Origin of the sequence: Wenzhouxiangella marina, from assembly GCF_001187785.1 — a bacterium.
In the GTDB taxonomy this organism is placed as follows: domain Bacteria; phylum Pseudomonadota; class Gammaproteobacteria; order Xanthomonadales; family Wenzhouxiangellaceae; genus Wenzhouxiangella; species Wenzhouxiangella marina.
Map to the genome: position 1 here is coordinate 1,773,687 of NZ_CP012154.1, position 23,424 is coordinate 1,797,110.

Below are 23,424 nucleotides of genomic sequence, written 5' to 3' on the forward strand. Positions count from 1 at the left end.
TGTACGGGGTGGACCGATCCCTGCCGGGGAATCAGAACGGCGCGCTGCCGGGCGTGCGCGGGTAGGGGATGACGTCGCGGATATTGCCCAGGCCGGTGATGTAGTTCAGCAGGCGCTCGAAGCCCAGGCCGAAGCCGGCGTGGGGGACCGTGCCGTAACGGCGCAGATCCAGGAACCACTGATAGGTCGACGGATCCAGACCGTGTTCGCTCATGCGACGGCTGAGCACATCGAGTCGTTCCTCGCGCTGGCTGCCGCCGATGATCTCGCCGATGCCCGGGGCGAGCACGTCCATGGCCGCCACGGTTTCTCCACCGTCGTTCAGGCGCATGTAGAAGGCCTTGATCTCGGTCGGGTAGTTCTTCACCACCACCGGTGCCTTGCAGTGCTGCTCGGTCAGGAAGCGCTCGTGCTCGGTCTGCAGGTCCACGCCCCATTCCGGCGCGTACTCGAACTTCTTGCCGCTGGCCTGGAGGATCCTGACGGCTTCGGCGTAGTCCATCTGCACGAAGTCGCTGTTGACCAGGGCCTCGAGGCGATTGATGGCCTCGGGCTCGATGCGCTCGGCAAAGAAGGCCATGTCCTCACCGCAGCGCTCGAGCACGCGGGCGAAGACGAACTTCAGGAAGTTCTCGGCCAGGGCCGCCAGGTCTTCGAGGTCGGCAAAGGCCACCTCGGGCTCGACCATCCAGAATTCGGCCAGGTGGCGGGTCGTGTTCGAGTTCTCGGCGCGGAAGGTCGGGCCGAAGGTGTAGACCTTGCTCATGGCCAGGCAGAAGGCCTCGACGTTGAGCTGACCCGAGACCGTCAGGAAGGTCTCGCGCCCGAAGAAGTCCTGGTGGAAGTCGATCTCGCCCTTGTCATTGCGCGGCAGGTTGGCCAGATCCAGGGTCGAGACCCGGAACATCTCGCCCGCGCCCTCGGCGTCGGAGGCGGTGATGATGGGGGTGTTGACCCAGTAGTAGCCGTGCTGATCGAAGAACTCGTGCACGGCGCGCGCGGCCGCATGGCGCACGCGGGTCACGGCGCCGAAGGTGTTGGTCCTGGGGCGAAGATGCGCGACGGTGCGCAGGAACTCGAAGCTGTGCTGCTTGGGCTGGATGGGATAGGTGTCCGGGTCCTCGACCAGGCCGAGCACCTCGATCGACTCGGCCTGGATCTCCAGGCTCTGGCCGCGGCCCTTGGATTCGACCACCTCACCGATGCAGCTCAGCGAGGCGCCGCTGGTCAGCTTCAGGATGCCCTCTTCGTAATTCGGCAGGTCCTTGCTGGCGACCAGCTGCAGATTGGCAAAGCAGGAGCCGTCGTTCAGGTGGATGAAGGAAAAGCCGGCCTTGGAGTCTCGCCGGGTTCGAACCCAGCCCTGGACGGTGACTTTCGTGCCGGCGGCTACATCGCCGGACAGCACTTGTCGGACGCTGACGGTTTGCATGGTAGAAATTAAGATCCTGTTTGAAAGCGGGCGCATTGAATGCGTCGAAGCAAACCACAATAATACTGGACATGGCTACGGCAACTGAACCCGAAATGCAGGAAAAACGCGTTGAACTGACGCCTTCGGCCGCTGCGCGGGTGCGCGAATTCATGGCTCGGGACGGCGGCATCGGCCTGCGCCTGAGCGTGCACCGGACCGGCTGCTCGGGCTGGGCCTACGACGTCGGCATCGCCGAGGCGGTCGAGGAGGGCGATCACGTCTTCGAGGCCGGGGGCCTCAAGGTCCTGGTGGATGATCGGGCCCTGCCCATGGTGGCCGGCACCACGGTCGATTTCGTCCATGAAGGCCTGGTGCGCGAATTCCGCTTCCGAAACCCCAATGTCACCGGCGAGTGCGGCTGCGGGGAGAGCTTTACCGTCGGCTAAGATTCGGGCTTGCGCCGCCGCAACTTGCCGGTCGGGGTGAGTGCCTCTTTCAAAGGCGAGCCCCGGGCAGGGTTTTTGATTCGTGGAGGGTTCCGCGGCACCGACAAACGTGCCTGCGGTTCGGCTCCACTCGGCAGTGGGTTCTGCCCTGATCCTCCTCTGCTGTGATCTATCAGTAGCTTTCCCACTATCGGCCGTGTTTCGGGCTCGGTGGTAGGCGGCGAGCGGCGTCGCCTGCTCACGGGGCAGGGATGCGATCATTATTGATGATGGTCCTGGTGTCCGCGGAGCCTTGGCTGACCGTTCAGAGTTTTTTTGCCATGCGTGAACCCTTACTTCAGCGCAGTTAATTCCCCTCCGCGCCAAGAATCCAGCGGAACAGCCGGAATCGACATGTTCTGAGGTTGATTCCTCAGGCTCTAGGGGATGATGACAAACGACTGAGAGATCACGCATAGGAGAACTGTTCTGGCGGGCCTTGGAGCGCGCGTGCAGTTGGAGGTTCATTGGGCGAGCGCTATGGCCCGACATTCAGGACTGAAGTTGGGAGAAGAATGAAATATCCCCTGTTGACAAGATGGTAAGACCAATTAGAATTACGCCTTAAGGGGCTAATCTATTTTGCATGGAGGATAAAATGGAAGGCCTGAAAGTTGGCGTGTTTGTTTTAGCGGTGTCTTTTGGAAGTTCTTTGGCCCTAGCGTCTGAAAATGCGTGGAAGACCTGTGACGGCTGTACTTGGGCTCAGAAACATCAATGCGCGTCAGAGGTGGCGTTGGAGTATCAGCTCAAGACCGGGGATTTTGCCTGGATCTATGATTTCCATAACGAAATTGCGAGCAAATTCTATGTTCAGGTGACTCCGCCCGGCACGATCATTCAAGGGGCGGACGGTGCGGATAGTTCATCTGAAACCAGCTCATTACCCTCGGTCAGTGTTATTCAGAGCCCTTTGGGTGGGGACGAAGCGTACTATGCGGGTCTACTGAATTATTTCGTCAACGATGTCTGGCGCCCTCAGGGTGGCGCCTACGACTATCCCAGCTGTCAAGCGCAGTGGATCTCTGGAGAGGGGCAGCGAGAGACTTCGGGGGGTGTGATTTCCGGGGGTCGTTCTTCCGGAGTGATCGTGCACCCGATCAATATCCCGCCGGGCACCGGCCAGAATACCGCATATGATGTTTTCGGCGCTCTGGCTGCTGCAAGCCAGCTGGCCGAAAGTAACGTCGGTCTCCTGGGCCTGCTGGGAGAAGTTCAGAACATTTTTGACGGGTGGGTTCCTGCCTCTCCGATCAACGTGAACACCCAGCTGAAGCTGCAGTTCAGTGATGGGAGCTACGGGATCTGGAATTTCAATTTCCAGTCCGATCAGTGGGAGCCTGACTGGTCGACCTTCAGGGATTCCGAGGGCAATCCGATGCCGCTGACTCCAAGTGATATGGTCGGGCAGCGCTATGATTTTTCAGGAACTCCCATCGGCCAGAATAGCCTGAGAGAGTTTCTGGACAGAGCCAGAGTGCTGGGAATCCCCATCACCGGTCCGGGTGGCGGACAAGGTGGCGATTCCGTTCCCGCGAGGTGCAGAATGGAAGGCGATACGATGCGCTGTTGGCCAATCGGACCTTATTGATATTTTCGGTCATCTGCTCAATCACGTTTTCCCCGGTTCGCCGGGGAAATCTATTTCAGGGGGGCTGTCAGGTCCTTTACCCGTGGTTTGTCCTGTCAAAGGACCGCATCGTAAGGTTCCGGACCCATTCCGGCGGGATTTCGGAGAACGATGACATTCACATTCTTGAGAAAGCCGCGTATAATGGCGGGCTGGCTCGGGTTTGCGCCCGGGTCTTCTTGCTCCACGGCCACTGTGCTGCAGTGCGTCCGGGGGCTTTGAACGGCCCGCCATCGAGGCGGGCGCTCGAAACCGAAAGGAGAACCATTGACCATGCGTCATTATGAAATCGTACTGCTGGTCCACCCGGACCAGAGCGATCAAGTGCCGGGGATGCTGGAACGCTACCGCTCTGTGGTCGAAAGCAACGGTGGCACCGTTCACCGCAGCGAAGACTGGGGCCGTCTGCAGCTGGCCTACACCATCGCCAAGCTGCACAAGGCGCACTACCTGATGATCAACATCGAGTGCGACGCGGCCACCCTGGAAGAGCTGGAAGGCATCTTCCGCTTCAACGACGCCATCCTGCGCCACCTCGTGGTGCGCAAGGACGAGGCCGAGACCGAGCCCTCGATCATGCTCAAGCGCAAGGAGAGCAAGGACGAGCGCGAGAAGAGCCGCCGCGTGTCGAACGATGACGACGACAGCAGCGACGATGACAACGACGATGACAGCGATGACGATTCCGATGATGATTCGGATTCGGATCGCTCGGAGGATTGATCCATGGCCCGATTCATGAGACGACGCAAGTACTGCCGCTTCACGGTGGAAGGCATCGAGCACGTTGACTACAAGGACGTCGACCTGCTGAAGGATTTCGTCGGTGAGACCGGCAAGATCGTGCCCAGCCGCATCACCGGCACCAAGGCCAAGTACCAGCGCCAGCTGGCCACGGCCATCAAGCGTGCACGCTATCTGGCCCTGCTGCCGTATTCGGACAACCACTGATCGGGAGTATCGCCATGAAGCTGATTCTGCTTGAAAATGTCTACAATCTCGGCGGTCTGGGCGACACCGTGACCGTGCGTCCGGGCTACGGCCGCAACTTCCTGCTGCCGCGCGGCAAGGCCGTGGCTGCCACGCCGGAGAACATCGAGAAGTTCGAAGCCCAGCGCGAAGAACTGATGCGCCAGGCCAACGAGAAGCTGGGCGTCGCCCAGGCTCGTGCAGAGGCCATCGGTGGCATCGAGGAAGTGCGCTTCGAAGTGGCTCTGAGCCCCGAAGGTCGCCTCTACGGCTCGATCAATCCGCAGGAAATCGCGGCCAAGCTGACCGAAATGGGCTTTGCCGTCGAGAAGGCCGAAGTGGACATGCCGGAAGGCCCGATCCGCGAGCCGGGTGAGTACACCATTGGTCTGATCCTGCACGCGGACGTGCAGGCCGAGGTCAAGGTCACCGTGGTCGGCGAAGAAGGCTGATCGGATTTCCGTCCTCGGGGCGGAATCCAGAAAGAATCACCGAGTACCGAGCGCGCCGTAGTCATTCGGCCCGCGAAGGTCTCGGTGATTTTTTCGTTTAACCCGCCTGATTCACCACCCGTTCTACGGCGGCACCACCAGGCCCTGCAACGAACGGGTGGTGAACAAGGCGGGTTTCAGGAGCGCGGTCGATCGGTGGGCCCGAGCTGGCGCTATACTGATCGACCCCCGATCGAGCGAGACCCGGAGCAGGACCTGGCATGGCCGCTGAAGCACAACTGTCGACCCTGAGCAGCGCCAAGGCGCCGCCGCATTCGAACGAAGCCGAGCAGTCCCTGCTGGGCGCGTTGATGCTGAGCACGGATGCCTGGGACAAGGTGGCCGATCAGATCGACGAGAGCGATTTCTATCGCGCCAATCATCGTCTGATCTACCGGGCCATCGCCGAACTCTGCCAGGGCGGGCAGCCCTGCGATGCCGTCACCGTGGCCGACTGGTTCGCCAGCCGTGACATGCTCGACAAGGTCGACGGGGGCGCCTACCTGACCATGCTCGCGAACGAGACGCCGGGGCCGGCCAATGTGCTGGGCTATGCGAACATCGTTCGCGAGCGATCGATCCTGCGCCAGCTGATCGAGATCGGTACGTCGATCGCCGACGATGCGCTCCAGTCCGGCGGGCGCAACAGCAAGGAGCTGCTGGAAGAGGCCGAGAAGCGGATCTATGCCATCGCCGACCAGGGCGCCCACAAGCAGTCCGGCTACGTGCCGATCCAGAAAGTCATGGCCGAGGCCATGGACCTGCTCAACGAGCTGCAGGAGAACGAAGGCGAACTGACCGGCGTGCCGACCGGGTTCTCCGAGCTCGACAAGCGCACGGCAGGCCTGCAGCCGACCGACCTGATCATCGTCGCGGCTCGACCCTCGATGGGCAAGACCACATTTTCCATGAACATCGCCGAGAAGGCCGCCATTCGCTACAAGGTGCCGGTGGCCGTGTTCTCGATGGAAATGTCGGACACGCAGCTGGTCATGCGCCTGTTCTCCTCCCTGGGGCAGATCGGCCAGGACAAGCTCCGCACCGGTCGCCTCGACAATCACGACTGGGTGAACCTGCGTTCGGCCATGACCATGCTCAAGGGCGCGCAGATGTTCATCGACCAGACGCCCTCCCTGTCGCCCGTCGACCTGCGCGCGCGGGCGCGCCGCATGAAGCGCGACCACGACATCGGTCTGATCGTGATCGACTACCTGCAGCTGATGAAGGTGCCCGGCCTCGGTGAGAACCGCACTCAGGAAATCAGCGAGATCTCGCGCAGCCTGAAAGCCCTGGCCAAGGAGCTGCAGGTGCCGGTCATCGCCCTGTCGCAGCTCAACCGTGCCCTCGAACAACGCCCGGACAAGCGCCCGAAAATGGCCGACCTGCGCGAATCCGGCGCCATCGAGCAGGACGCGGACCTGATCCTGTTCATCTATCGTGACGAGGTCTACAACGAGGATTCGCCGGACAAGGGCAAGGCCGAGATCATCATCGGCAAGCACCGAAACGGCGCCACCGGACACTTCAACCTGAGCTTCCAGGGCGAGTTCCTGCGTTTTCGGGACTTCACCTACGACCACCACGGCCTCGACGGCTGACCCGTATGAATCACGAATCATGCGGGCCAGGTCTGCCAGGACACCCGCCGTAGCATGGCGCGCAACACCCTGGCACGAATCGACACCCGGGCCCTGAGTCACAACCTGGCTCGGATTCGCGAGCTGGCGCCTGACAGTCGGGTCATGGCCGTGGTCAAGGCCGATGCCTACGGTCACCGCCTCGACCTGTGCCTGCCGGCCCTGGCGTCTGCCGATCTGCTGGCCGTGGCGACCCTCGAGGAAGCCCGGGCCATCCGCCGGCTGGGTACCGGGCAGGCGATCCTGCTGCTCGAAGGGGTCAGCCACGACGAGGATCTGGCCGTGGCCGACGAGCTCGGCCTGGAACTCACGGTCCACCATGTGGCGCAGATCGAGGCCCTGGAGCGCTACGGGCGCTCCACCAGCCCGCGCCTGTGGCTGAAGATCGACAGCGGCATGCACCGCCTCGGCGTGCCACCGGAGCAGGCGGCGGCGTGCCATGCGCGGCTTCGGCGCCTGGTGGGCGTCGAACAGGTCAATCTCATGAGCCACTTCGCTCGCGCCGACGAAGCCGACCCGGCGCCGACGGCCCGGCAGATGCAGCGTTTCGAGCAAGCGGTCGAGGGGCTCGAGGGCGAGCGTTGTCTGGCCAACTCGGCTGCCATCGTTGCTCATCCCGGAAGTCGGGCCGACTGGGTGCGGGCCGGTATCCTGCTCTACGGCATCTCGCCCTTCGAGGATGGCCATGCCGGCGAGCTCGGCTTTCGACCCGTCATGACCCTGGTCAGCGAGCTGATCGCGATCAACGAGGTGGCGGCCGGAGAGGCGATCGGCTATGGCGCCCGCTTCAGGACCGAGCGGGATCTGCGGGTGGGGGTCGCTTCCATCGGCTACGGGGACGGTTATCCCCGCAGCCTGGTCGACGGCAGTCCGGTACTCGTGGATGGACATCGCTGCGCCCTGGCCGGGCGAGTGTCGATGGACATGATCACCATCGATCTGACTGCCTGCCCGGGGGCCAGTATCGGTTCGCCCGTGGTCCTGTGGGGCGATGGGCTTCCGGTGGAAGAGGTGGCCCGGCACGCCGGCACCATCCCCTATGAACTGGTCTGCCGCATTACCCGCCGGGTTCGCTACCGAGGATGCTGAGACGCGTGGATCGTGCCGATCGAGACCGCAGGGCCCGCGCTGCGATACAATACTCGGCCGTTTCGACGCCCTGACAGACCCATGGCCGGCAAGCTCTACATCAAGACGCACGGTTGCCAGATGAACGAGTACGACTCGGACAAGATGGCCGACGTGCTCGCCGCCTCGCACGGCATGACCCTGACCGACTCTCCGGAGGACGCCGACGTCATCCTGATCAATACCTGCTCGATCCGCGAGAAGGCGCAGGAAAAGGTGTTCTCCCAGCTTGGCAAGTGGCGCCCACTCAAGGAGCGCAATCCCGACGTGGTCATCGGGGTCGGCGGCTGCGTCGCCAGCCAGGAGGGCGAGGGCATCGTCAAGCGCGCGCCCTTCGTCGATCTGGTGTTCGGGCCGCAGACCATCCATCGCCTGCCCGGCATGGTGGATCAGGCCAGGGACAGCCGCAAGCCGGCCATCGACATCAGCTTTCCGGAGATCGAGAAGTTCGACAATCTGCCGCCGGCCGGGAAGCAGGGCGCCAGCGCCTTCGTCTCGATCATGGAGGGCTGCAGCAAGTACTGCACCTTCTGCGTCGTGCCCTACACGCGCGGCGAAGAGGTCTCTCGACCGCTCGACGACGTCATCGCCGAGGTTGCCGAGCTGGCCGAGCGTGGCGTGGTCGAGATCAACCTGCTCGGCCAGAACGTCAACGCCTACCGGGGTCCCATGCACGGTGGCGGCACGGCGGATCTGGCACTCCTGATCCACTACGTGTCGCACATCGAGGGCGTCGAGCGCATCCGCTTCACCACCTCGCATCCGGTCGAGTTCTCCGACAGCCTGATCGAGGCCTTCCGTGACGTGCCGAAGCTGGCCAACTACCTGCACCTGCCGGTCCAGGCCGGCTCCGACCGCATCCTGTCCTTGATGAAGCGTGGGCACACGGTGCTGGAGTACAAACAGAAGATCCGCAAGTTGCGCGAGGTGCGACCCGATATCGCCCTGTCCTCGGACTTCATCGTCGGTTTTCCCGGCGAGACGGAAAGCGATTTCGAGCAGACCATGGACCTGGTCAGGACGCTCAATTTCGACCAGAGCTTCAGCTTCATCTACTCCGCTCGGCCCGGGACGCCGGCCTCGAACTTCCCGGACAACGTCAGCCTGGAGGAGAAGAAGGCCAGACTTCAGCGCCTGCAGGCCCAGATCAATGCCCAGGCCGCGGCCTTTTCCGAGGCCATGGTCGGCAGCGATCAGCGCATCGTCGTCGAAGGGCCGAGCAAGAAGAACCCGGCCGAACTGGCGGGTCGCACGGAAAACAACCGGGTCGTCAACTTCCCGGGTCCGGCCGAGCTGATCGGGCGTATGGCCACGGTCAGGATCACGGCCGCGCTGTCCAATTCCCTGCGCGGACGTCTGGTCGGCGACCAGGACCAGGCTGCCTGAATGAGCAAGCCTGCCTCGGCGATCACGCTCGAACTCGAACCCGCCGACAACGAGCGACTGGCCAATCTCTGCGGCCACCTCGACGACCACCTCCGACTGCTCGAGAAGCGTCTGGGCGTGTCGATCGCGGGACGCGGCAACGTCTTCAGCATCGAAGGCGAGGCCGATGCCGTGCAGGCGGGCCGGCGCGTGCTGCGCAAGCTCTACCGCCAGACCGAGCGCGAGGTGCTGACGCCGGCACTGGTCAATCTGCAGCTCCAGCAATCCGGCCTGGACGAGCAGGAAAGCGAAGCCGAGAGCGAGATCGCGATTCGCACCCGGCGCGGCCTGATCCGGGGCCGTGGGCCGAACCAGAAGCGCTACCTCGAGCGAATCGCCAGCTGCGATGTCAATTTCGGAGTCGGTCCCGCCGGGACCGGCAAGACCTTCCTGGCCGTGGCCTGCGCCGTCGATGCCCTCGAAAGCGATCGGGTTCAGCGCATCGTGCTGGTCCGCCCGGCCGTCGAGGCGGGCGAGCGCCTGGGGTTTCTGCCCGGTGATCTGGCCCAGAAGGTCGACCCCTACCTGCGGCCGCTGCACGATGCCCTTTACGAGATGCTGGGCTTCGAGCAGGCCGCGCGCCTGTCCGAGCGCAACGTCATCGAAGTGGCGCCCCTGGCCTACATGCGCGGCCGCACGCTCAATGATGCCTTCGTGATTCTCGATGAGGCGCAGAACACGACATCGGAACAGATGAAGATGTTCCTGACCCGGATCGGCTTCGGTTCCAAGGCGGTCATCACGGGGGACATGACCCAGATCGACCTGCCGGCGAACGTGACTTCGGGTCTGCGTCAGGCGATCGGCCTCCTCAAGGACATCGAGGGCGTGAGCCAGACCTTCTTCGACTCACGCGATGTGGTTCGGCACCCGATCGTGCGCCGAATCGTGGAAGCCTACGAACGAGCCGACGAGCTCAAGGACGAACGCAGAAATGAGCGCTAACGACCTGATCGAAATGGAAGTTCAGCGGGAGGTCGATGATCCTGCGCTGCCGGATGACGAGGCCCTGCGCCGCTGGGTCGAGCCAGTGCTGCGAGAGGAGGGAGCCGTCATGTTCAACCTCCGCCTCGTCGACCAGGCCGAGGGCTGGGCACTCAACCGGCAGTGGCGCGGCAAGGATTATCCGACCAATGTGCTGAGCTTCCCGGCGTCTTCCCCCGCGATCGAAGGCCGGCGAGTGCTCGGGGACATCGTGCTCTGCGCGCCCGTGATCGAGCGCGAAGCGGTGGAGCAGGGCAAGGCACTCGAGGCACACTGGGCACATCTGGTCGTGCACGGGCTCTTGCATTTGCTCGGCTTCGACCATACTCATGCCGAACAGGCCGAGGCGATGGAAGCGCGTGAGATCGCGCTGATGGCGGAACTCGGCTTCGACAACCCTTATGAATCTGACGATGCATCCTGATACAAGCTCCACCCATTCCTGCCGGCCCCTCGCAGGCCGCGCCTCCATCCGATGAGCGACGACGGTTCCGGGAGTACCAGCTCCGCCTCGCGCGGCTGGCTCGAGAAGCTGGGCCGTGCCTTCGGCGGTGAACCTCGCAGTCGCGACGACCTGATCGAACTGCTTCGCGACGTTTCCGAGCAGGGCCTGATCGAGGCCGACACGCTGGCCATGCTCGAAGGGGCCCTGGAAGTCGATGAGCTCCAGGTGCGTGACGTGATGATTCCGCGCTCGCACATGGTGGTCATCCCGGAGAATGCCGGCCTGGACGAGATCCTGCCACTGATCATCGAATCGGGGCATTCGCGCTTCCCCGTGGTCGGGGAAGACAAGGACGAGATCCGGGGCATCCTGCTGGCCAAGGACCTTCTGCGTCTGGTCGCCGGCGACAAGCCCGAGCTGTCGGAGCTGCTGCGGTCGGCGGTCATCATTCCCGAGTCGAAGCGTCTCAACGTGCTGCTCAGGGAATTCCGGGTCAGCAAGAATCACATGGCCATCGTGGTTGACGAGTATGGCGGCGTGTCCGGTCTGATCACCATCGAGGACGTACTGGAGGAGATCGTCGGTGACATCGACGATGAGCACGACGCCGAGGCGGTCGAGGATATCCGGCGTCTGGACGATGCGCGCTACCTCGTCCAGGCCCTGACGACGATCGATGATTTCAACGACGCGCTCGGCACCGATTTCAGTGACGACGACTACGACACGATCGGGGGCCTGGTGGTGGCGGAGTTCGGACGGCTGCCCGAGGCCGGGGAGTCGGTGCAGATCGGCGAGTGGGCCTTCAAGGTGACCAGCGCAGACGACCGTCGCCTGCACGCCATGGAAGTCACCCCGGTCTGATCCGTGCGTCGGGTCCTGAGCTGTCTCTTCGCCCTGCTGCTGCTCGCACCGATCTCCTCGCTGCGGGCGCAGGAGGCCTGGCTGGTGACCTATGGTCCCGGCCAGGAAGTCTGGGAGCTGTTCGGGCACAACGCGATCTGGATTCGTGACGAAGAGCGAGGTCTCGATCACAGCTTCAGCTTCGGCTACTTCGAACTGGGCCGTGACGGCTTCTATCGGGATTTCGCCCGCGGCATCATGCCGTACTACGGTGCGGCGACGCGGATCGATCGGGAGTTCGAGTTCTATCGCGAGCGCGGGCGTTCGATTCGGGTGCAGCGATTGAATCTGGACGAGGCCAGGATCGCCGCACTCTACGATCGCCTGCACGAGTCGATCTTCCCGCAGCCGCAGTACTACCCCTACGATTACTACCTGGCCAATTGTTCGACCTGGCTGCGTGACCTGCTCGATGAAGTGACCAACGGCGCCCTGCGCGAGCCCCTGAGCAGCCGGCCTGCCGTGCGCAATTTCCGGGATCACACGCGGGCGATGACCTCCCATCGCTTCTGGCTGCACACGGGGATCATGACCCTGCTGGGTCCGGCCGTCGATCGACCCATCACCGTCTGGGACGAGGCCTTCTTGCCCGTGCGCCTGGCCGATTCCCTGGTGGGTCTGCCCTACGGGGAGGGCGCTCTGGTGCTCGAGGACCGAGTGCTGCTCGATGCCGATCCGATCAATGATCGCCCGAACGAGCCGAGTGTCTGGCCGATCAGCCTCGGCCTGGGCCTGCTCAGCCTGGGCTTGCTGATGTGGCCCGCCATGGCCCAGCGGCGTCAGCGCCTGGCCGCTCTGACCCGGACCCTGGCCGCCCTGGCTGCGGGTGCGGCCGGGCTCGTGCTGGCCATGATGTGGATCGGCTCCGGGCATGAGGCGACCTGGCGCAATGCCATGCTGCTGGTGCTCAATCCATTCTGGCTGTTGTTGCTACTGCCCCTGAAGGACCGGCCGTATCGAATCCTGGCCTGGTCACTGATGTGTCTGGCGCTGCTGGGTGCGATCTACCTGGTCATTCCCATCGGTCAGTTTCGTCTGGACCAGATGCTCTGGTACGGGCCCCTGACGCTTGGGCTGGGCCTGTCCGCCCTTCAGCGTCGTTCCGAGGTCAGCAGCAAGTCCAGATAGGCACCCTCGATCAGGTCCGCCGGTTCGATTCCCAGTGCCTGCATCAGCTCGTCGGCCTCTCGTACCCCCTCCGCTTCGGATTCCCCGGGTGCCAGCACCACTTCGAGTTCCATGAAGCTCCCGAGCCCCTCGACCTCGTCAAGGTGGATCCGGGTCCGTCCGGCCATCAGCAGTAGGCGTCGTTTGCGGACGCGGCCCAGGATTCCCAGCGACTCGCTGAGCGTTGTCCGAAGGCCTGCGGGATCGTCGGTCGGGCTGATGGAATAGCGACTGGTCTTGGGTCCGGCCTGATCAGCCCGCCGATAGGCGATCAGTTCGCCTCGACCATTGCCGAAGTCCCGTAGCTTGAGACGACCGTTCGTGCAGTGGAAGAAGGTGTCGTCCTGATGGAGCACTTCCGCGGAACCGTCCGATCGCTGGCGGGCAAGCTCTTCAAGGGCTCGGGGTCGGTTCACTTTGGCCTTGATTTCGATATTGCTCGGCATGGTCGCGATTTCCTCACCGGGGGCCGGGATGGTAACTTGCGAGCGAAAGCGGCACAATGTGAACTCCGTCAGCTTCGGGAGGGTGTTTTTCCATGATGCAATCGCATCGAGCGCAGGCGCGAAAGTCCGAGGGTGGCGGCTGGGACTATCCGTTCTTCATCGTGGCCATGATTGCGGCAGTCTGCTTCGGATTGACGCGTTTCGAATTCCTGCCCGTGGACGGAACCCTCTACAGCCTCATCGATGCAATCTGGGGCTTGACCGGTTTCTTTTTCCGCTGGGCGGCCGATCGGGTCCATGTCCTCATTCCAAGCCTGCCCGGTTCCCTGGCCGGGCCGATGTCGGCCCTGATCGGGCTACTGCTCTATCTGCTGGCCGACTCGGTGTGGCAGCGCCTCAGGAACATGCGTCGCTGATCAGGATCGCGGCGATCCATAGGCACCACCGCCGGGTGTTTGAATCACCAGTAGATCACCGGCAAGCACGTCCACTCGTTGGCAGCCGGAGAGTTCCTCTCGTTGGCCTGAAACCCGCTCGATCCATGCGCGACCCGTGGCGCCTTCGCCGCCGCCGGCCAGACCCGATGGTGGGATCGCCCGCGAATTCGCCAACAGAGCCACGGTCATGTCCTCGAGGAAACGGAGCCGCCGTTCGACGCCATGCCCGCCGCGCCATCGGCCCAGGCCACCGGAGCCTTGTCGGATCTCGAAGCCTTCGAGCCTGACCGGAAAGCGGGTCTCGAGAATTTCGGGGTCGGTCAGTCTGGAATTGGTCATATGGACATGGACCGCATCGCAGCCGGGAAAGCCGGGGCCGGCGCCGGCGCCGCCGCAGAGGGTTTCGTAATGCTGGTGTTCGGCGTTGCCGAAGGTCAGGTTGTTCATCGTGCCGGGGCCATTGGCCAGGCATCCCAGGGCGGCGAGCAATGCATCCGTCACGACCTGGCTGGTTTCGACGTTGCCGGCGACCACGGCGGCGGGCGGGCTCGGATTGAGCAGGCTGCCTTCGGGAATGACCAGATCGACGGGCGCGAGGCAGCCATCATTCAGTGGGATGTCATCGTCGATCAGGGTCCGCAGCACGTAGAGCACGCAGGCCCGGGTCACGGCGGCGGGTGCATTGAAGTTGTTGTCCTGCTGAGGGCTGGTACCGCTGAAATCGATGCGTGCCCGGCGCTGGTTCCGGTCGATATCGATCCGGACGTGGACCTCCGCGCCACAGTCCATGCGCTTGACCCAGGACCCGCCCTCGAGTCGGGATAGGGCGGTCCGGACTTGCTCGGCGGCGTTTTCCTGGATGTGACCCATATAGGCCTCCACCACTGGCTGTCCGTATTGCCTGACGAGCGCCTCCAGCTCGCTCCGACCACGCGCATTGGCAGCGATCTGTGCCCTGAGATCGCTCAGATTCTGTTCGATGTTCCTGGCCGGATAGGGTCCGCCTGCGAGACGCTCGCGCAGGACCGATTCCTCCAGCTTGCCGTCGCGGAGGATGCGCAAGCCGGAAAACAGCACGCCTTCGTCCTCGATCCTGCTTGAATCCGGCGGCATCGAACCGGGCGTGAGCCCTCCGATATCGGCGTGGTGCGCGCGGCTGGCGGTGAAGAAGAGGCGCTTTCCTCGCTCATCGAAACAGGGACTGATGACCGTCAGATCCGGTAGATGAGTCCCGCCCCGGTAGGGGTCGTTGAGCAGGAATGCATCGCCGGGGCGCATGTCCTGGCCATGGGTTTCGATCACCGATCGCACGCTTTCGCCCATCGAACCGAGGTGGACCGGGACGTGCGGTGCGTTCGCGACCAGGTGGCCATTCGCATCGAACAGGGCGCAGCTGAAATCCAGGCGTTCCTTGATATTCGCCGACCAGGCCGTCTTCTGCAGGGCCGCACCCATATGCTCGGCGATCGAACGGAACACGTTGTTGAACACTTCCAGGCGCACCGGGTCGACCCGTGTGTCAGCATCAGGCTGTCGGGATCGAGGTTTCGATCGTTCGAGAACGAGAATGCCCAGTGCGTCGATCCTGGCACGCCAGCCGGGCTCCAGCACGGTGGTGGAATTGTCCTCGGTCAGGATGGCCGGTCCTTGCAGGGTCTGACCCTGGCGCAGGGCGCGGCGCTCGTAGACCGGCGTATCGCGGTGCTCCTGCCCGGCCATGAAGGTCCTGGTTCGCGTTACCGGTTCCGGCGCGGTCCCCGAGGTCGGCAAGCGTTCTTCCGTTTCATTACGGGCATGGGCCAGGCCGATGGCTTCGACCACGCAGGCTTCGATGACGAGCGGGCGGTCGGGCATGAGGAAGCCGAACTGGCGCTGATGCAGGGCTTCGAAGTCGTCGCGCATGCGGCCAGGCTCGGCGAGCTCGATGGCCAGTACCGTATCGGTGCCCGCATACTTGATCTGGGCCTGCACGCGGACCTCGATCCGCGATGGATCGATGCCCTGGTCCGCCACCTGCTGGCGAACGCTGCATCGAGTCTGCTCCAGGCTCGACCCGATCCGTTCCAGCAGGAGCGGCTGCAGTTCCGCCTCGACGGCGAGTTCTTCGAGTGCGGTCACGTCGGCCAGGCCCATGCCATAGGCCGACAGGACGCCGGCCAGGGGATGGATCAGGACCGTGTCGATGCCCAACTCGTCGGCGACGAGGCAGGCGTGCTGGCCGCCGGCGCCACCGAAGCAATTGAGTGCATAGCCCTTCAGATCGTGCCCACGCTGGATGGAAATGGTCTTGATCGCGTTGGCCATGTTGCTCACGGCAATCCTGAGGAAGCCTTCGGCCACGGCCTCCGGAGCCTGGGCTTTGCCGGTGGACCGTTCGATCCGCTCGGCCAGCGCGATGAAGCCCAGGCGCACGATCGCCTCATCCAGCGGCAGGTCGCCCTCCGGCCCGAAGCAATCGGGGAAGAAGCGGGGCTGGATCTTGCCCAGCAGCAGATTGGCGTCGGTGACGGTCAGCGGTCCGCCGCGCCGGTAGCAGGCCGGTCCCGGGTTCGCGCCGGCCGAGTCGGGGCCCACCCGGTAGCGGCTGCCGTCGAAGTGCAGGCAGGAGCCTCCACCCGCAGCGACCGTATGGATCTCCAGCATGGGGCTTCGTAGTCGAACGCCGGCGACTTCCGTGTCGAAGCAGCGTTCGAATTCGCCCTGGTAGTGAGAGACGTCCGTCGACGTGCCGCCCATGTCGAAGCCGATCACGCGTTGGAAGCCGGCCGCCTCGGCGCTTCGGGCGCAGCCGACGATGCCACCGGCGGGGCCGGAGAGGATGGCGTCCTTGCCGGAGAAACGAGCGGCTTCGGTCAGTCCCCCGTCGGACTTCATGAAGCTCAGGCGCGCCTTGCCGAGGCCTCCGGCGACGCGTTGGGCGTGGCGCCTCAGGCCGGGCGAAAGATAGGCGTCGACAACGGTGGTGTCGCCGCGCCCGATCAGTCGAATCAGCGGGCTCACCTCGTGGGACAGGCTGACCTGCTCGAAGCCCATGGACCGGGCCAGCTCGCCGACCTGTCGTTCATGCTCGGGGTAGCGGTAGGCGTGCAGGAAGACCACGGCCAGGGCGCGGATGCCGGCGTCCTTGAGCCGCCCCAGTTCGTCCTTCAAGCGGTCGAGATCGGGGCGACGCAATGCCTGGCCGTCGGCGCTGATCCGCTCGTCCACCTCCACGACGGTCTCGTGCAGGAGTTCGGGCCGCTGGATGTCGAGCGCGAAGATGTCGGGCCGACCCTGCGTGCCGATGCGGAGCGCGTCGGCGAAGCCCCGGGTGATCAACAGGGCCGTTCGCTCTCCCTTGCGCTCCAGCAGGGCATTGGTGGCCACCGTCGTGCCCATGCGCACGCTGTCGACCAGCTCATCGGGCAGGGTAGCGTCCGGGGCCAGTCCGAGCAGCTGGTGAATGCCCGCCAGCGCCGCGTCCTCGTAGCGCTCCGGGTGTTCGGAAAGCAGTTTGGCCGTGCGCAGGCGCCCGTCCGGCGCGCAGGCCACCACGTCGGTAAAGGTGCCGCCCCGGTCGATCCAGAACTGCCATTTCTTGTGCGTCGGATCGATGAGCTTCATCCGCTGGATTGGGTTCCTGCCGGAGTATATCGCGCCAACGACAGTGCGCTCCGAGTGGCATCGGGCCAGGCGTTATCATCAAGAGCATTGAGGAGAGGGAGACGATCTCGTGGCCGTCCGTCTGATCGAAATGCGCCTGCCGCTGGAGCGTCTGGAAGGCCTGCGCCAGCGCATTCTCGAGCTGGAGCCGATCGAGCTCAGCGCCCTGGTGGAGCAGGATGGTCAGCGTGCCGTGCTTCGCGTCCTCGTCGAGCAAGGCAAGGTCGAAGCCTTCCTCGATCGCTTCGAAGCGCTCAGCGAGCGCTACGACGACTTCCGCATGACGCTCTACGCGGTCGAGGCGACGCTGCCGGTCCCGGAAGCGCCTGCGGAGAACGCGGAACAAGCCGAACCCGCGAAGTCGCAGGACGAGGTCGACCGGCTGAGTCGGATCGAGCTGCACGAGCGGGTGCGCAAGAACGCGCGCCTGAATCCCGAGTACCTGCTGCTGGTGCTGTTCTCCTCGATCGTGGCGGCCGTGGGCCTGGTGCAGGGGAATGTCGCGGTCCTGGTCGGGGCGATGGTCATCGCGCCGCTGCTGGGGCCCAACATGGCCCTGGCCATGGCGGCCACGCTCGCCGATGCAGGCCTGGGTTGGCGGGCCGTGCGCACGGGCATGGCCGGTGTGGCCCTGGCCACAGTCCTCGGTCTGTTGTGCGGCGCCTTCTTCGAGGTCGATCCCGCGCTCCCGGAGATCGCCAACCGCACCCGCATCGGTACCCTGGATCTGATCCTCGCGCTGGCAGCCGGGGGTGCCGGTGCGCTCGCCATGACCAGTGGCGTCGCCGGCACGCTGGTCGGCGTGATGGTGGCCGTGGCCTTGCTGCCGCCTCTGCTGGTCGCCGCCCTGCTGGCCGGGGCAGGGCAGTGGCGGGAAGCGGCGGGGGCTCTGCTGCTCTACAGCACGAACGTTGCCGCGGTGAACCTGTCCGCCATCGTCGTGTTTCTCGGGCGTGGGATTTCCCCCAGGACCTGGTGGGACAAGGCCCGTGCCCGTCGCTCGGCCTGGTGGTTCCTGCTGTTCTGGGCGATGGCCCTGACCGGTCTGGCCCTTCTCTTCATCCTCCAGAACCGTCAGCTCGGAGGCTGACGGTTCCCGTTGGGGGAAGTGATCTCAGGCCCTGAGCGTGCGCATGTCGATCACGAAGCGGTAGCGGATGTCGCCCTTCTTCATGCGCTCGTAGGCTTCGTTGACCTTGGCGATGTCGAGCATTTCGATGTCGCAGACGATGCCGTGCTCGGCGCAGAAATCCAGCATCTCCTGCGTTTCCGGCAGGCCACCGATCAGTGAGCCGGCCAGGCGCTTGCGGCCGAAGATCAGCGCGGCGCCATCGACCGGCGGGTCGAGCGGCTCGGGCATGCCGACCAGAATGTGAGTGCCGTCCCGCTTGAGGGTCATCAGGTAGGGGTTGAGGTCGTGATGGACCGGCACCGTGTCCAGGATGAAATCCAGCTGACCGGCCATGGTGGCCATCTGCGCCTCGTCGGTGGAGATCACTACCTCGTGCGCACCTTGCTTCTTCGCCTCCTCGACCTTGCCCTGGGAGCGAGTGAACAGCACGACTTCGGCACCCAGGGCGCGGGCGAACTTCACCCCCATATGACCCAGTCCGCCCATGCCGATGACGCCCACCTTGTGGCCAGTTCCGATACCGAAGTGGCGCAGCGGTGAGTAGGTGGTGATGCCGGCGCAGAGCAGGGGAGCCGCAGCGGCCGGATCCAGTGCATCCGGGACGTGCAGTACGAAGCGGTCGCTGACCACGATGTGTTCGGAATAGCCGCCGTAGGTCCGGGTGCCGTCGTGGCGATCCTCGCCGTTGTAGGTCACCGTGGGGCCTTGCTCGCAGTACTGCTCCAGGCCTTCGTCGCAGGAAGCGCATTCACGACAGCTGTCGACCAGGCAGCCGACACCGACCCGGTCGCCGGCCTTGAAGCCCGTCACTTCCGAGCCGACGGCGGTCACGGTGCCGATGATCTCGTGGCCGGGCACGACCGGGTAGAGCGTGCCACCCCAGTCGTTCTCGACGAAATGGATGTCCGTGTGGCAGATGCCGCAGTAGTCGATATCGATGGCGACATCGTCAGGACGCAGCTCGCGGCGGGGGATCGGCATCGGGGCGACACCCGAGCTTTCTGACTGGGCGGCATAGGCGCGGACTTCGGGCATGGTGGGACTCCTGATGATTGACGAAAACAGTATAGGGTGTGAACGGTGAATTGCCTTCAGCGCTAATCGAGCAGCGATTCAATTTGCGCGAGGGTCCAGGCGATGCCGGGTGGTCGACCGTCATACATCGGGCCACTGACCAGCAGACCGCGATGGCTCGCCTGCACCAGGTCCGGTGAGGGTGACCCAGGAAAGGCCAGTGAGGCGACGGGGACCACGCCGTCGCCGAGACCCTCTCCGCTCTCGCGCAGCCAGGCGGCGAAGCCGTCCGCCCAGCCGCTGTGGCCGGTGGCCTCGTCCAGGTTGGCCAGGCTGGCCTGCAGTTGTTCCGGCGGCGGGGTGAGGCGGCCGCCGAGAATCGCCAAGGGGATCGTTTGGGGCCAGCTTCTTCGGTTCAGTTCGCGCAGGAAGTGGCTGTCGGGGCGCAGATCGATCTTGGCTGCGCCGGTACCATCGCGCAGACCGGCAAACAGGGCGAAGTCGCCTTGCTCATCATCGCCCAGACGGTCTCGCAGCTCCAGCCAGACGCGGAGCCGAGCCCAGTCGGAGCCCTGGTTCGGGGTGCCCAGCATCAACACACCGGCCAACTGCGGGCCAGCCGACCAGCTCGGTCCTGAACGGGTGACGAAGTCGCGGATGACCAGGCCGCCCATGCTGTGCCCGAGGAGCACGACGGGGCGATTGGCCGGCAGCGCCTCCCAGTGCATCGCCAGTAGATCGGCGCTTTCGGAGACCGCCTGGTCATTGGGGTAGCGAAACTCGATGGCCTCGTAACCCTCGGAGGTCAGGGCGGGAATGAGTTCAACGAACAGGCCGCCGGGCTCGTCGAGCCCATGCAGCAGTACGACCCGGGCGCGTGGCTCATCAGGGGACGGCCGCGGATGGAATCCGACCTCGCTTTCGAGGGGTTGCATGGCTTCGGGAAACCAGCTTTGCAACTGCGCCTGGGCCTGGCTTCTGAGCCAGTGTTCCTGCTGTGGCTGCGATTCGGCCCAGAGCACCCAGAAGCTGCTAGCCAGCAGGCCGATGGCCAGGAACAGCAGCAGGCGTCGGCGCCAGCGCTTCAAGCGACCGGCTCGCGCCAGTGAATCGGATCGAGGCCGTAGCAGTGGCGCATCAGGGCGTAGAGTTCCGGGTGATGCTCGTGGAGATGGCCCGGTTCTTCGAAGAAGGTCTCGGTCAGAACGGCGAAGAACTCGGCGGGATTGGTGGCGCCGTAGGGATCGATCACGGTTGGCAGATGCCGGTCGACCCGGGAGACGTGATCTTCGAATTCACGCTGCATGACTCGCGCCCAACGCGCGGCTTCCGGCCCGCTGCCGAACAGCGGGGCCCCGTCGACCTGACCATCCATGTCATCGAGCTTGTGGGCAAATTCATGGAGCACGACGTTGTGCCCGTCGCGGACATCGAAGGTGCCGTGCAACACCGAGTCCCAGGCCAGCACCACCGGTCCTCGATGCCAGGACTCGCCGAGGCGATGGTCCTGTTCGATCGATGCGATCACCCCGTCGTAGCTTTCCTGGTCGACGATGAAGGTGCTCGGGTAGACGTAGATCGACGAGAAATTGGCGTAGAACTGGCCCTTGCGGTTGAGCAGCAGCATGCAGGCATTGCCGGCGATGGTCACTCGGACTTCGTCGTCGATCTCCTGGCCCTGAAAACCCTGGAAGTCCATGTCGGCAAGAAACACCTGGACGTGGCCATGCAGGCGCGGCTTAAGTTCCTCGGGCAAGCGTCGGTAGAGCGGCACATTGCGTTCGAGGATGGCCTTCCAATCGGCCGGCAGTTCGGCCGAGAACAGCCTGGCTCGTCGGTAGTGCTTCCAGCGCAGCCAGCCCAGCCAGAGAACGAAGGCCAGGGCCGCGAAACCGAGGATCTCCATGTCAGAGATCCTGCTCGAAGACCACCGGTGATTTCGAACGGTCGAGCAGGGCGCCATAGCGGGCTTCGATGGCCTGGCGCTTGAGCTTGAGCGTCGGGGTGAGCATCCCGTTTTCCGGTTCCCAGCTGTCCTTGATGACGATCAACTGGCCCAGGCGCTCGTGCGGTTCGAGCTCCAGGTTGACGGCTCGGCGCGTGGCCTCCAGTTCGGCTTCGAGGAAGGCCCGGTCGCTCGGGGCGGTCTCGGCGAGCTGGATCAGCGCGGACGGCTGACTCAGGTTGGTGCCGAGGACGCAGGCCAGCTCGATGTGGTCGTTTCTGGCCAGCAGGCTCTCGATCGGCACGGGCGCGATGTATTTCCCCTTGGTGGTCTTGAACTGTTCCTTGACCCGACCGGTGATGTGCACCCAGCCTTCGTCGTCGACGGACGCCTGGTCACCGGTATGGAAGAAGCCGTCGTCCGTCATGGCCTCGGCGGTCGCCTCGTCCGCCTTGTAATAGCCCTGCATCAGGCAGGGGCATCGGATCAGCAATTCCTGCGCGTCGCTGACGTCGAGTTCGACACCAGGCAGCGCCTGGCCGATCGTTCCGTACTTCGGCGTCTTTCCGGCCGGCAGGGAGGTGCCGTAGGCGAAGGTCTCGGTCATGCCCCAGCCTTCGTGGATGGGCACGTCCAGCGCGTCCCACCATTCCAGCAGGGACACCGCGATCGGCGCGCTGCCGCTGGCGAACCAGCGGGCCTGATCGAGGCCCAGTCCGCGCTTGATCTTGCGCTTGACCAGGCCGCCGATCAGCGGCAGGCCGAGCAGCCGGTCCAGCTTGCGCTGGGGCAGCTTTTCCAGCACGCCGATCTGGAATTTCTTCCACAGGCGCGGCACGGAACCGAACAGGGTCGGTCGCGCGTGGGCCAGATCTTCCATGAAGGTCTCGATGGATTCGACGAAATACAGGGTGCTTTCGGAATAGAAACTGCTGGCCTCGACGTAGGCGCGCTCGGTGCAGTGCGAGAGCGGCAGGTAGGAGAGCACGCGATCGCCGGGCTGGACGCCGAGGGCGGCGGGCAGATTCTGGCCGACCCAGGAGAAATTGCCATGGCTGTGCATTGCCCCCTTCGGCGCTCCGGTGCTCCCGGAGGTGTAGAGCAGGGTGGCCAGGTCGGCGTCGTCCCGGGCCTGGAGCTGGAAGCGGCCGGCGTCGGCCTCGCGAAGCACGCTTTCCCACTGCAGTTCACCGACGGCCTCGTCGTAGGGCATGGCCAGGGTCCGCAGGCCCTTCGGCAGCTCACGAAGTTGTTCTTCCGGATCATCGATCTTGCCCACGATCAGCAAGCTGGCTTCGCTGTGCTCGAGGATCTGCTGGATCGTTCGTGCATTGGCGGTCGGATAGACCGGCACGCTGACCAGCCCCGCCAGGATGATCGCCAGATCCGCCAGCACCCAGTGGGCGCAGTTGCGGGAAATGATGCCGACTCGATCGCCCGGCTCCAGGCCGAGATCGGCCAGGGCGACGGCCATTTGTCGAGCCTCCTGGACCGCCTGGGACCAGGTCCACTGGCGCCAGCTCCGATTCACCGGCTGGCATAGGTAGGGCTGGCCAGGGCTCGCTTGGGCCCGGTGCAGAATCTGTGCCTGGATGCTTCGCATGCTGGCGGTCCTTGGGATCAGCCCCTAAATTAGCATGCAGGCAGGGAGTTGGTGCCTTCACACGCTACACTTGGCTCAGGTGATGCCTGCAAGGACCGTCGCATGAGCCAGAACAAGACTCGGGCGAGCGAGGCCGATGTGCTGGCCTGCGTCGATGCCCTGGACGACCCCGTGCAGCGGGAGGACAGTCGGAATCTGATCGAACGGATGCAGCGCTTCAGCGGCCAGCCCCCGGTGCTCTGGGGAGATCGCATCATTGGCTTCGGGCGATACCGCTACCGCTATTCCAGTGGAAGGGAGGGCGAGTGGCCGCGAATCGGCTTCGCGCCGCGCAAGGGCCAGCTGGTGCTCTACCTGATGGACGGTTTCGAGGATCAAGCCGATCTGCTGGATCGACTGGGCAAGGTTCGAACCGGCAAGAGCTGTCTGTACATCAAACGCCTGGAGCAGATCGATCTGGAGGTTCTCGATGCCATGAACGAGCGCTCGCTGGACGTGATGCAGTCACGCTATCCTGAATGAAGTCT

22 protein-coding genes are annotated in these 23,424 nt (G+C 64.3%); 15 read left to right on the top strand and 7 right to left on the bottom strand.

Annotation, left to right across the window (positions count from 1 at the left end):
* Positions 1-31: 31 nt before the first annotated feature.
* The gene (asnS, locus tag WM2015_RS07435; protein ID WP_049725447.1) at positions 32-1,432 is read right to left on the bottom strand and encodes an asparagine--tRNA ligase; all 1,401 of its coding nucleotides are present in this window, start codon (positions 1,430-1,432) and stop codon (positions 32-34) included.
* A 71-nt stretch (positions 1,433-1,503) separates the two neighbouring features.
* Between asnS and WM2015_RS07440 the strand changes: the two genes are divergently transcribed.
* The 12 genes from WM2015_RS07440 to WM2015_RS07495 all read left to right on the top strand — a co-directional run bounded on the left by WM2015_RS07440 (position 1,504) and on the right by WM2015_RS07495 (position 12,639).
* The gene (locus WM2015_RS07440) at positions 1,504-1,860 is read left to right on the top strand and encodes a HesB/IscA family protein (protein WP_245609820.1); all 357 of its coding nucleotides are present in this window, start codon (positions 1,504-1,506) and stop codon (positions 1,858-1,860) included.
* Between the two features lie 637 nt (positions 1,861-2,497).
* Positions 2,498-3,490, top strand: a complete 993-nt coding sequence (locus tag WM2015_RS07445) for a hypothetical protein (protein ID WP_156200985.1) — start codon at positions 2,498-2,500, stop codon at positions 3,488-3,490.
* Positions 3,491-3,802: 312 nt separating this feature from the next.
* The gene (gene rpsF, locus WM2015_RS07450) at positions 3,803-4,252 is read left to right on the top strand and encodes a 30S ribosomal protein S6 (protein ID WP_049727011.1); all 450 of its coding nucleotides are present in this window, start codon (positions 3,803-3,805) and stop codon (positions 4,250-4,252) included.
* Between the two features lie 3 nt (positions 4,253-4,255).
* Entirely contained in the window at positions 4,256-4,480 is a 225-nt protein-coding gene (rpsR, locus tag WM2015_RS07455) for a 30S ribosomal protein S18 (protein ID WP_049725450.1), read from the top strand.
* A 14-nt stretch (positions 4,481-4,494) separates the two neighbouring features.
* A complete protein-coding gene (rplI, locus tag WM2015_RS07460; RefSeq protein ID WP_049725451.1) occupies positions 4,495-4,950 on the top strand; it encodes a 50S ribosomal protein L9 in 456 nt (151 codons plus the stop codon).
* Positions 4,951-5,210: 260 nt separating this feature from the next.
* The gene (gene dnaB / locus WM2015_RS07465) at positions 5,211-6,587 is read left to right on the top strand and encodes a replicative DNA helicase (RefSeq protein WP_049725452.1); all 1,377 of its coding nucleotides are present in this window, start codon (positions 5,211-5,213) and stop codon (positions 6,585-6,587) included.
* A gap of 54 nt (positions 6,588-6,641) precedes the next feature.
* Complete coding sequence (gene alr / locus WM2015_RS07470; protein ID WP_049725453.1) at positions 6,642-7,715, top strand: alanine racemase; 1,074 nt, start codon at positions 6,642-6,644, stop codon at positions 7,713-7,715.
* Positions 7,716-7,796: 81 nt separating this feature from the next.
* Entirely contained in the window at positions 7,797-9,140 is a 1,344-nt protein-coding gene (gene miaB / locus WM2015_RS07475) for a tRNA (N6-isopentenyl adenosine(37)-C2)-methylthiotransferase MiaB (protein WP_082169550.1), read from the top strand.
* A complete protein-coding gene (locus WM2015_RS07480) occupies positions 9,141-10,124 on the top strand; it encodes a PhoH family protein (protein ID WP_049725454.1) in 984 nt (327 codons plus the stop codon).
* Positions 10,114-10,587, top strand: coding sequence for an rRNA maturation RNase YbeY (gene ybeY, locus WM2015_RS07485; RefSeq protein ID WP_169751122.1), 474 nt, complete (start codon positions 10,114-10,116; stop codon positions 10,585-10,587). Before WM2015_RS07480 ends, ybeY begins: the two co-directional genes overlap by 11 nt.
* Before the next feature lie 51 nt (positions 10,588-10,638).
* Positions 10,639-11,472 carry a CorC family transporter gene (locus WM2015_RS07490; protein WP_049725455.1) on the top strand — a complete coding sequence of 278 codons (834 nt, stop codon included), beginning with the start codon at positions 10,639-10,641 and terminating at the stop codon, positions 11,470-11,472.
* Between the two features lie 3 nt (positions 11,473-11,475).
* Entirely contained in the window at positions 11,476-12,639 is a 1,164-nt protein-coding gene (locus WM2015_RS07495) for a lipoprotein N-acyltransferase Lnb domain-containing protein (protein WP_049725456.1), read from the top strand.
* Here the strand turns inward: WM2015_RS07495 and WM2015_RS07500 are convergent.
* Positions 12,603-13,124 carry a class IV adenylate cyclase gene (locus WM2015_RS07500; protein WP_049725457.1) on the bottom strand — a complete coding sequence of 174 codons (522 nt, stop codon included), beginning with the start codon at positions 13,122-13,124 and terminating at the stop codon, positions 12,603-12,605. The genes WM2015_RS07495 and WM2015_RS07500 overlap by 37 nt on opposite strands.
* 92 nt (positions 13,125-13,216) lie before the next feature.
* Here WM2015_RS07500 and WM2015_RS07505 point away from each other — a divergent pair, with 92 nt between their 5' ends.
* A complete protein-coding gene (locus tag WM2015_RS07505) occupies positions 13,217-13,540 on the top strand; it encodes a hypothetical protein (protein WP_156200987.1) in 324 nt (107 codons plus the stop codon).
* On the opposite strand, the gene WM2015_RS07510 is transcribed toward WM2015_RS07505, so the two are convergent.
* Positions 13,541-17,164, bottom strand: coding sequence for a hydantoinase B/oxoprolinase family protein (locus WM2015_RS07510; RefSeq protein ID WP_049725459.1), 3,624 nt, complete (start codon positions 17,162-17,164; stop codon positions 13,541-13,543).
* 109 nt (positions 17,165-17,273) lie between these two features.
* Here WM2015_RS07510 and WM2015_RS07515 point away from each other — a divergent pair, with 109 nt between their 5' ends.
* On the top strand, positions 17,274-18,293 hold the full coding sequence (locus tag WM2015_RS07515; protein WP_049725460.1) for a TIGR00341 family protein: 1,020 nt from the start codon (positions 17,274-17,276) through the stop codon (positions 18,291-18,293).
* Between the two features lie 24 nt (positions 18,294-18,317).
* On the opposite strand, the gene WM2015_RS07520 is transcribed toward WM2015_RS07515, so the two are convergent.
* The 4 genes from WM2015_RS07520 to WM2015_RS07535 all read right to left on the bottom strand — a co-directional run bounded on the left by WM2015_RS07520 (position 18,318) and on the right by WM2015_RS07535 (position 22,897).
* The gene (locus WM2015_RS07520) at positions 18,318-19,370 is read right to left on the bottom strand and encodes an NAD(P)-dependent alcohol dehydrogenase (RefSeq protein ID WP_049725461.1); all 1,053 of its coding nucleotides are present in this window, start codon (positions 19,368-19,370) and stop codon (positions 18,318-18,320) included.
* Positions 19,371-19,432: 62 nt separating this feature from the next.
* Positions 19,433-20,437 (bottom strand): alpha/beta fold hydrolase domain-containing protein, encoded by a 1,005-nt coding sequence (locus WM2015_RS07525; RefSeq protein WP_245609821.1) that lies wholly within the window; start codon positions 20,435-20,437, stop codon positions 19,433-19,435.
* Positions 20,434-21,255, bottom strand: coding sequence for a M90 family metallopeptidase (locus WM2015_RS07530; protein WP_049725463.1), 822 nt, complete (start codon positions 21,253-21,255; stop codon positions 20,434-20,436). The genes WM2015_RS07525 and WM2015_RS07530 overlap by 4 nt, the downstream gene beginning before the upstream one ends.
* A 1-nt stretch (position 21,256) precedes the next feature.
* Positions 21,257-22,897, bottom strand: coding sequence for an AMP-binding protein (locus tag WM2015_RS07535; RefSeq protein ID WP_049725464.1), 1,641 nt, complete (start codon positions 22,895-22,897; stop codon positions 21,257-21,259).
* A gap of 102 nt (positions 22,898-22,999) precedes the next feature.
* Between WM2015_RS07535 and WM2015_RS07540 the strand changes: the two genes are divergently transcribed.
* Complete coding sequence (locus tag WM2015_RS07540) at positions 23,000-23,419, top strand: DUF1801 domain-containing protein (RefSeq protein ID WP_049725465.1); 420 nt, start codon at positions 23,000-23,002, stop codon at positions 23,417-23,419.
* Positions 23,420-23,424 lie beyond the last annotated feature (5 nt).

Bases quoted from the DNA above. Each gene is read 5' to 3' on its own strand.
- rplI (WP_049725451.1), top strand. From the start codon at position 4,495: ATGAAGCTGATTCTGCTTGAAAATGTCTACAATCTCGGCGGTCTGGGC.
- miaB (WP_082169550.1), top strand. From the start codon at position 7,797: ATGGCCGGCAAGCTCTACATCAAGACGCACGGTTGCCAGATGAACGAG.
- WM2015_RS07540 (WP_049725465.1), top strand. From the start codon at position 23,000: ATGAGCCAGAACAAGACTCGGGCGAGCGAGGCCGATGTGCTGGCCTGC.
- WM2015_RS07520 (WP_049725461.1), bottom strand. From the start codon at position 19,370: ATGCCCGAAGTCCGCGCCTATGCCGCCCAGTCAGAAAGCTCGGGTGTC.
- WM2015_RS07530 (WP_049725463.1), bottom strand. From the start codon at position 21,255: ATGGAGATCCTCGGTTTCGCGGCCCTGGCCTTCGTTCTCTGGCTGGGC.
- rpsR (WP_049725450.1), top strand. From the start codon at position 4,256: ATGGCCCGATTCATGAGACGACGCAAGTACTGCCGCTTCACGGTGGAA.
- asnS (WP_049725447.1), bottom strand. From the start codon at position 1,432: ATGCAAACCGTCAGCGTCCGACAAGTGCTGTCCGGCGATGTAGCCGCC.
- WM2015_RS07500 (WP_049725457.1), bottom strand. From the start codon at position 13,124: ATGCCGAGCAATATCGAAATCAAGGCCAAAGTGAACCGACCCCGAGCC.
- alr (WP_049725453.1), top strand. From the start codon at position 6,642: ATGGCGCGCAACACCCTGGCACGAATCGACACCCGGGCCCTGAGTCAC.
- WM2015_RS07440 (WP_245609820.1), top strand. From the start codon at position 1,504: ATGGCTACGGCAACTGAACCCGAAATGCAGGAAAAACGCGTTGAACTG.
- rpsF (WP_049727011.1), top strand. From the start codon at position 3,803: ATGCGTCATTATGAAATCGTACTGCTGGTCCACCCGGACCAGAGCGAT.
- WM2015_RS07490 (WP_049725455.1), top strand. From the start codon at position 10,639: ATGAGCGACGACGGTTCCGGGAGTACCAGCTCCGCCTCGCGCGGCTGG.
- dnaB (WP_049725452.1), top strand. From the start codon at position 5,211: ATGGCCGCTGAAGCACAACTGTCGACCCTGAGCAGCGCCAAGGCGCCG.
- WM2015_RS07445 (WP_156200985.1), top strand. From the start codon at position 2,498: ATGGAAGGCCTGAAAGTTGGCGTGTTTGTTTTAGCGGTGTCTTTTGGA.
- WM2015_RS07510 (WP_049725459.1), bottom strand. From the start codon at position 17,164: ATGAAGCTCATCGATCCGACGCACAAGAAATGGCAGTTCTGGATCGAC.
- WM2015_RS07480 (WP_049725454.1), top strand. From the start codon at position 9,141: ATGAGCAAGCCTGCCTCGGCGATCACGCTCGAACTCGAACCCGCCGAC.
- WM2015_RS07505 (WP_156200987.1), top strand. From the start codon at position 13,217: ATGATGCAATCGCATCGAGCGCAGGCGCGAAAGTCCGAGGGTGGCGGC.
- WM2015_RS07535 (WP_049725464.1), bottom strand. From the start codon at position 22,897: ATGCGAAGCATCCAGGCACAGATTCTGCACCGGGCCCAAGCGAGCCCT.
- ybeY (WP_169751122.1), top strand. From the start codon at position 10,114: ATGAGCGCTAACGACCTGATCGAAATGGAAGTTCAGCGGGAGGTCGAT.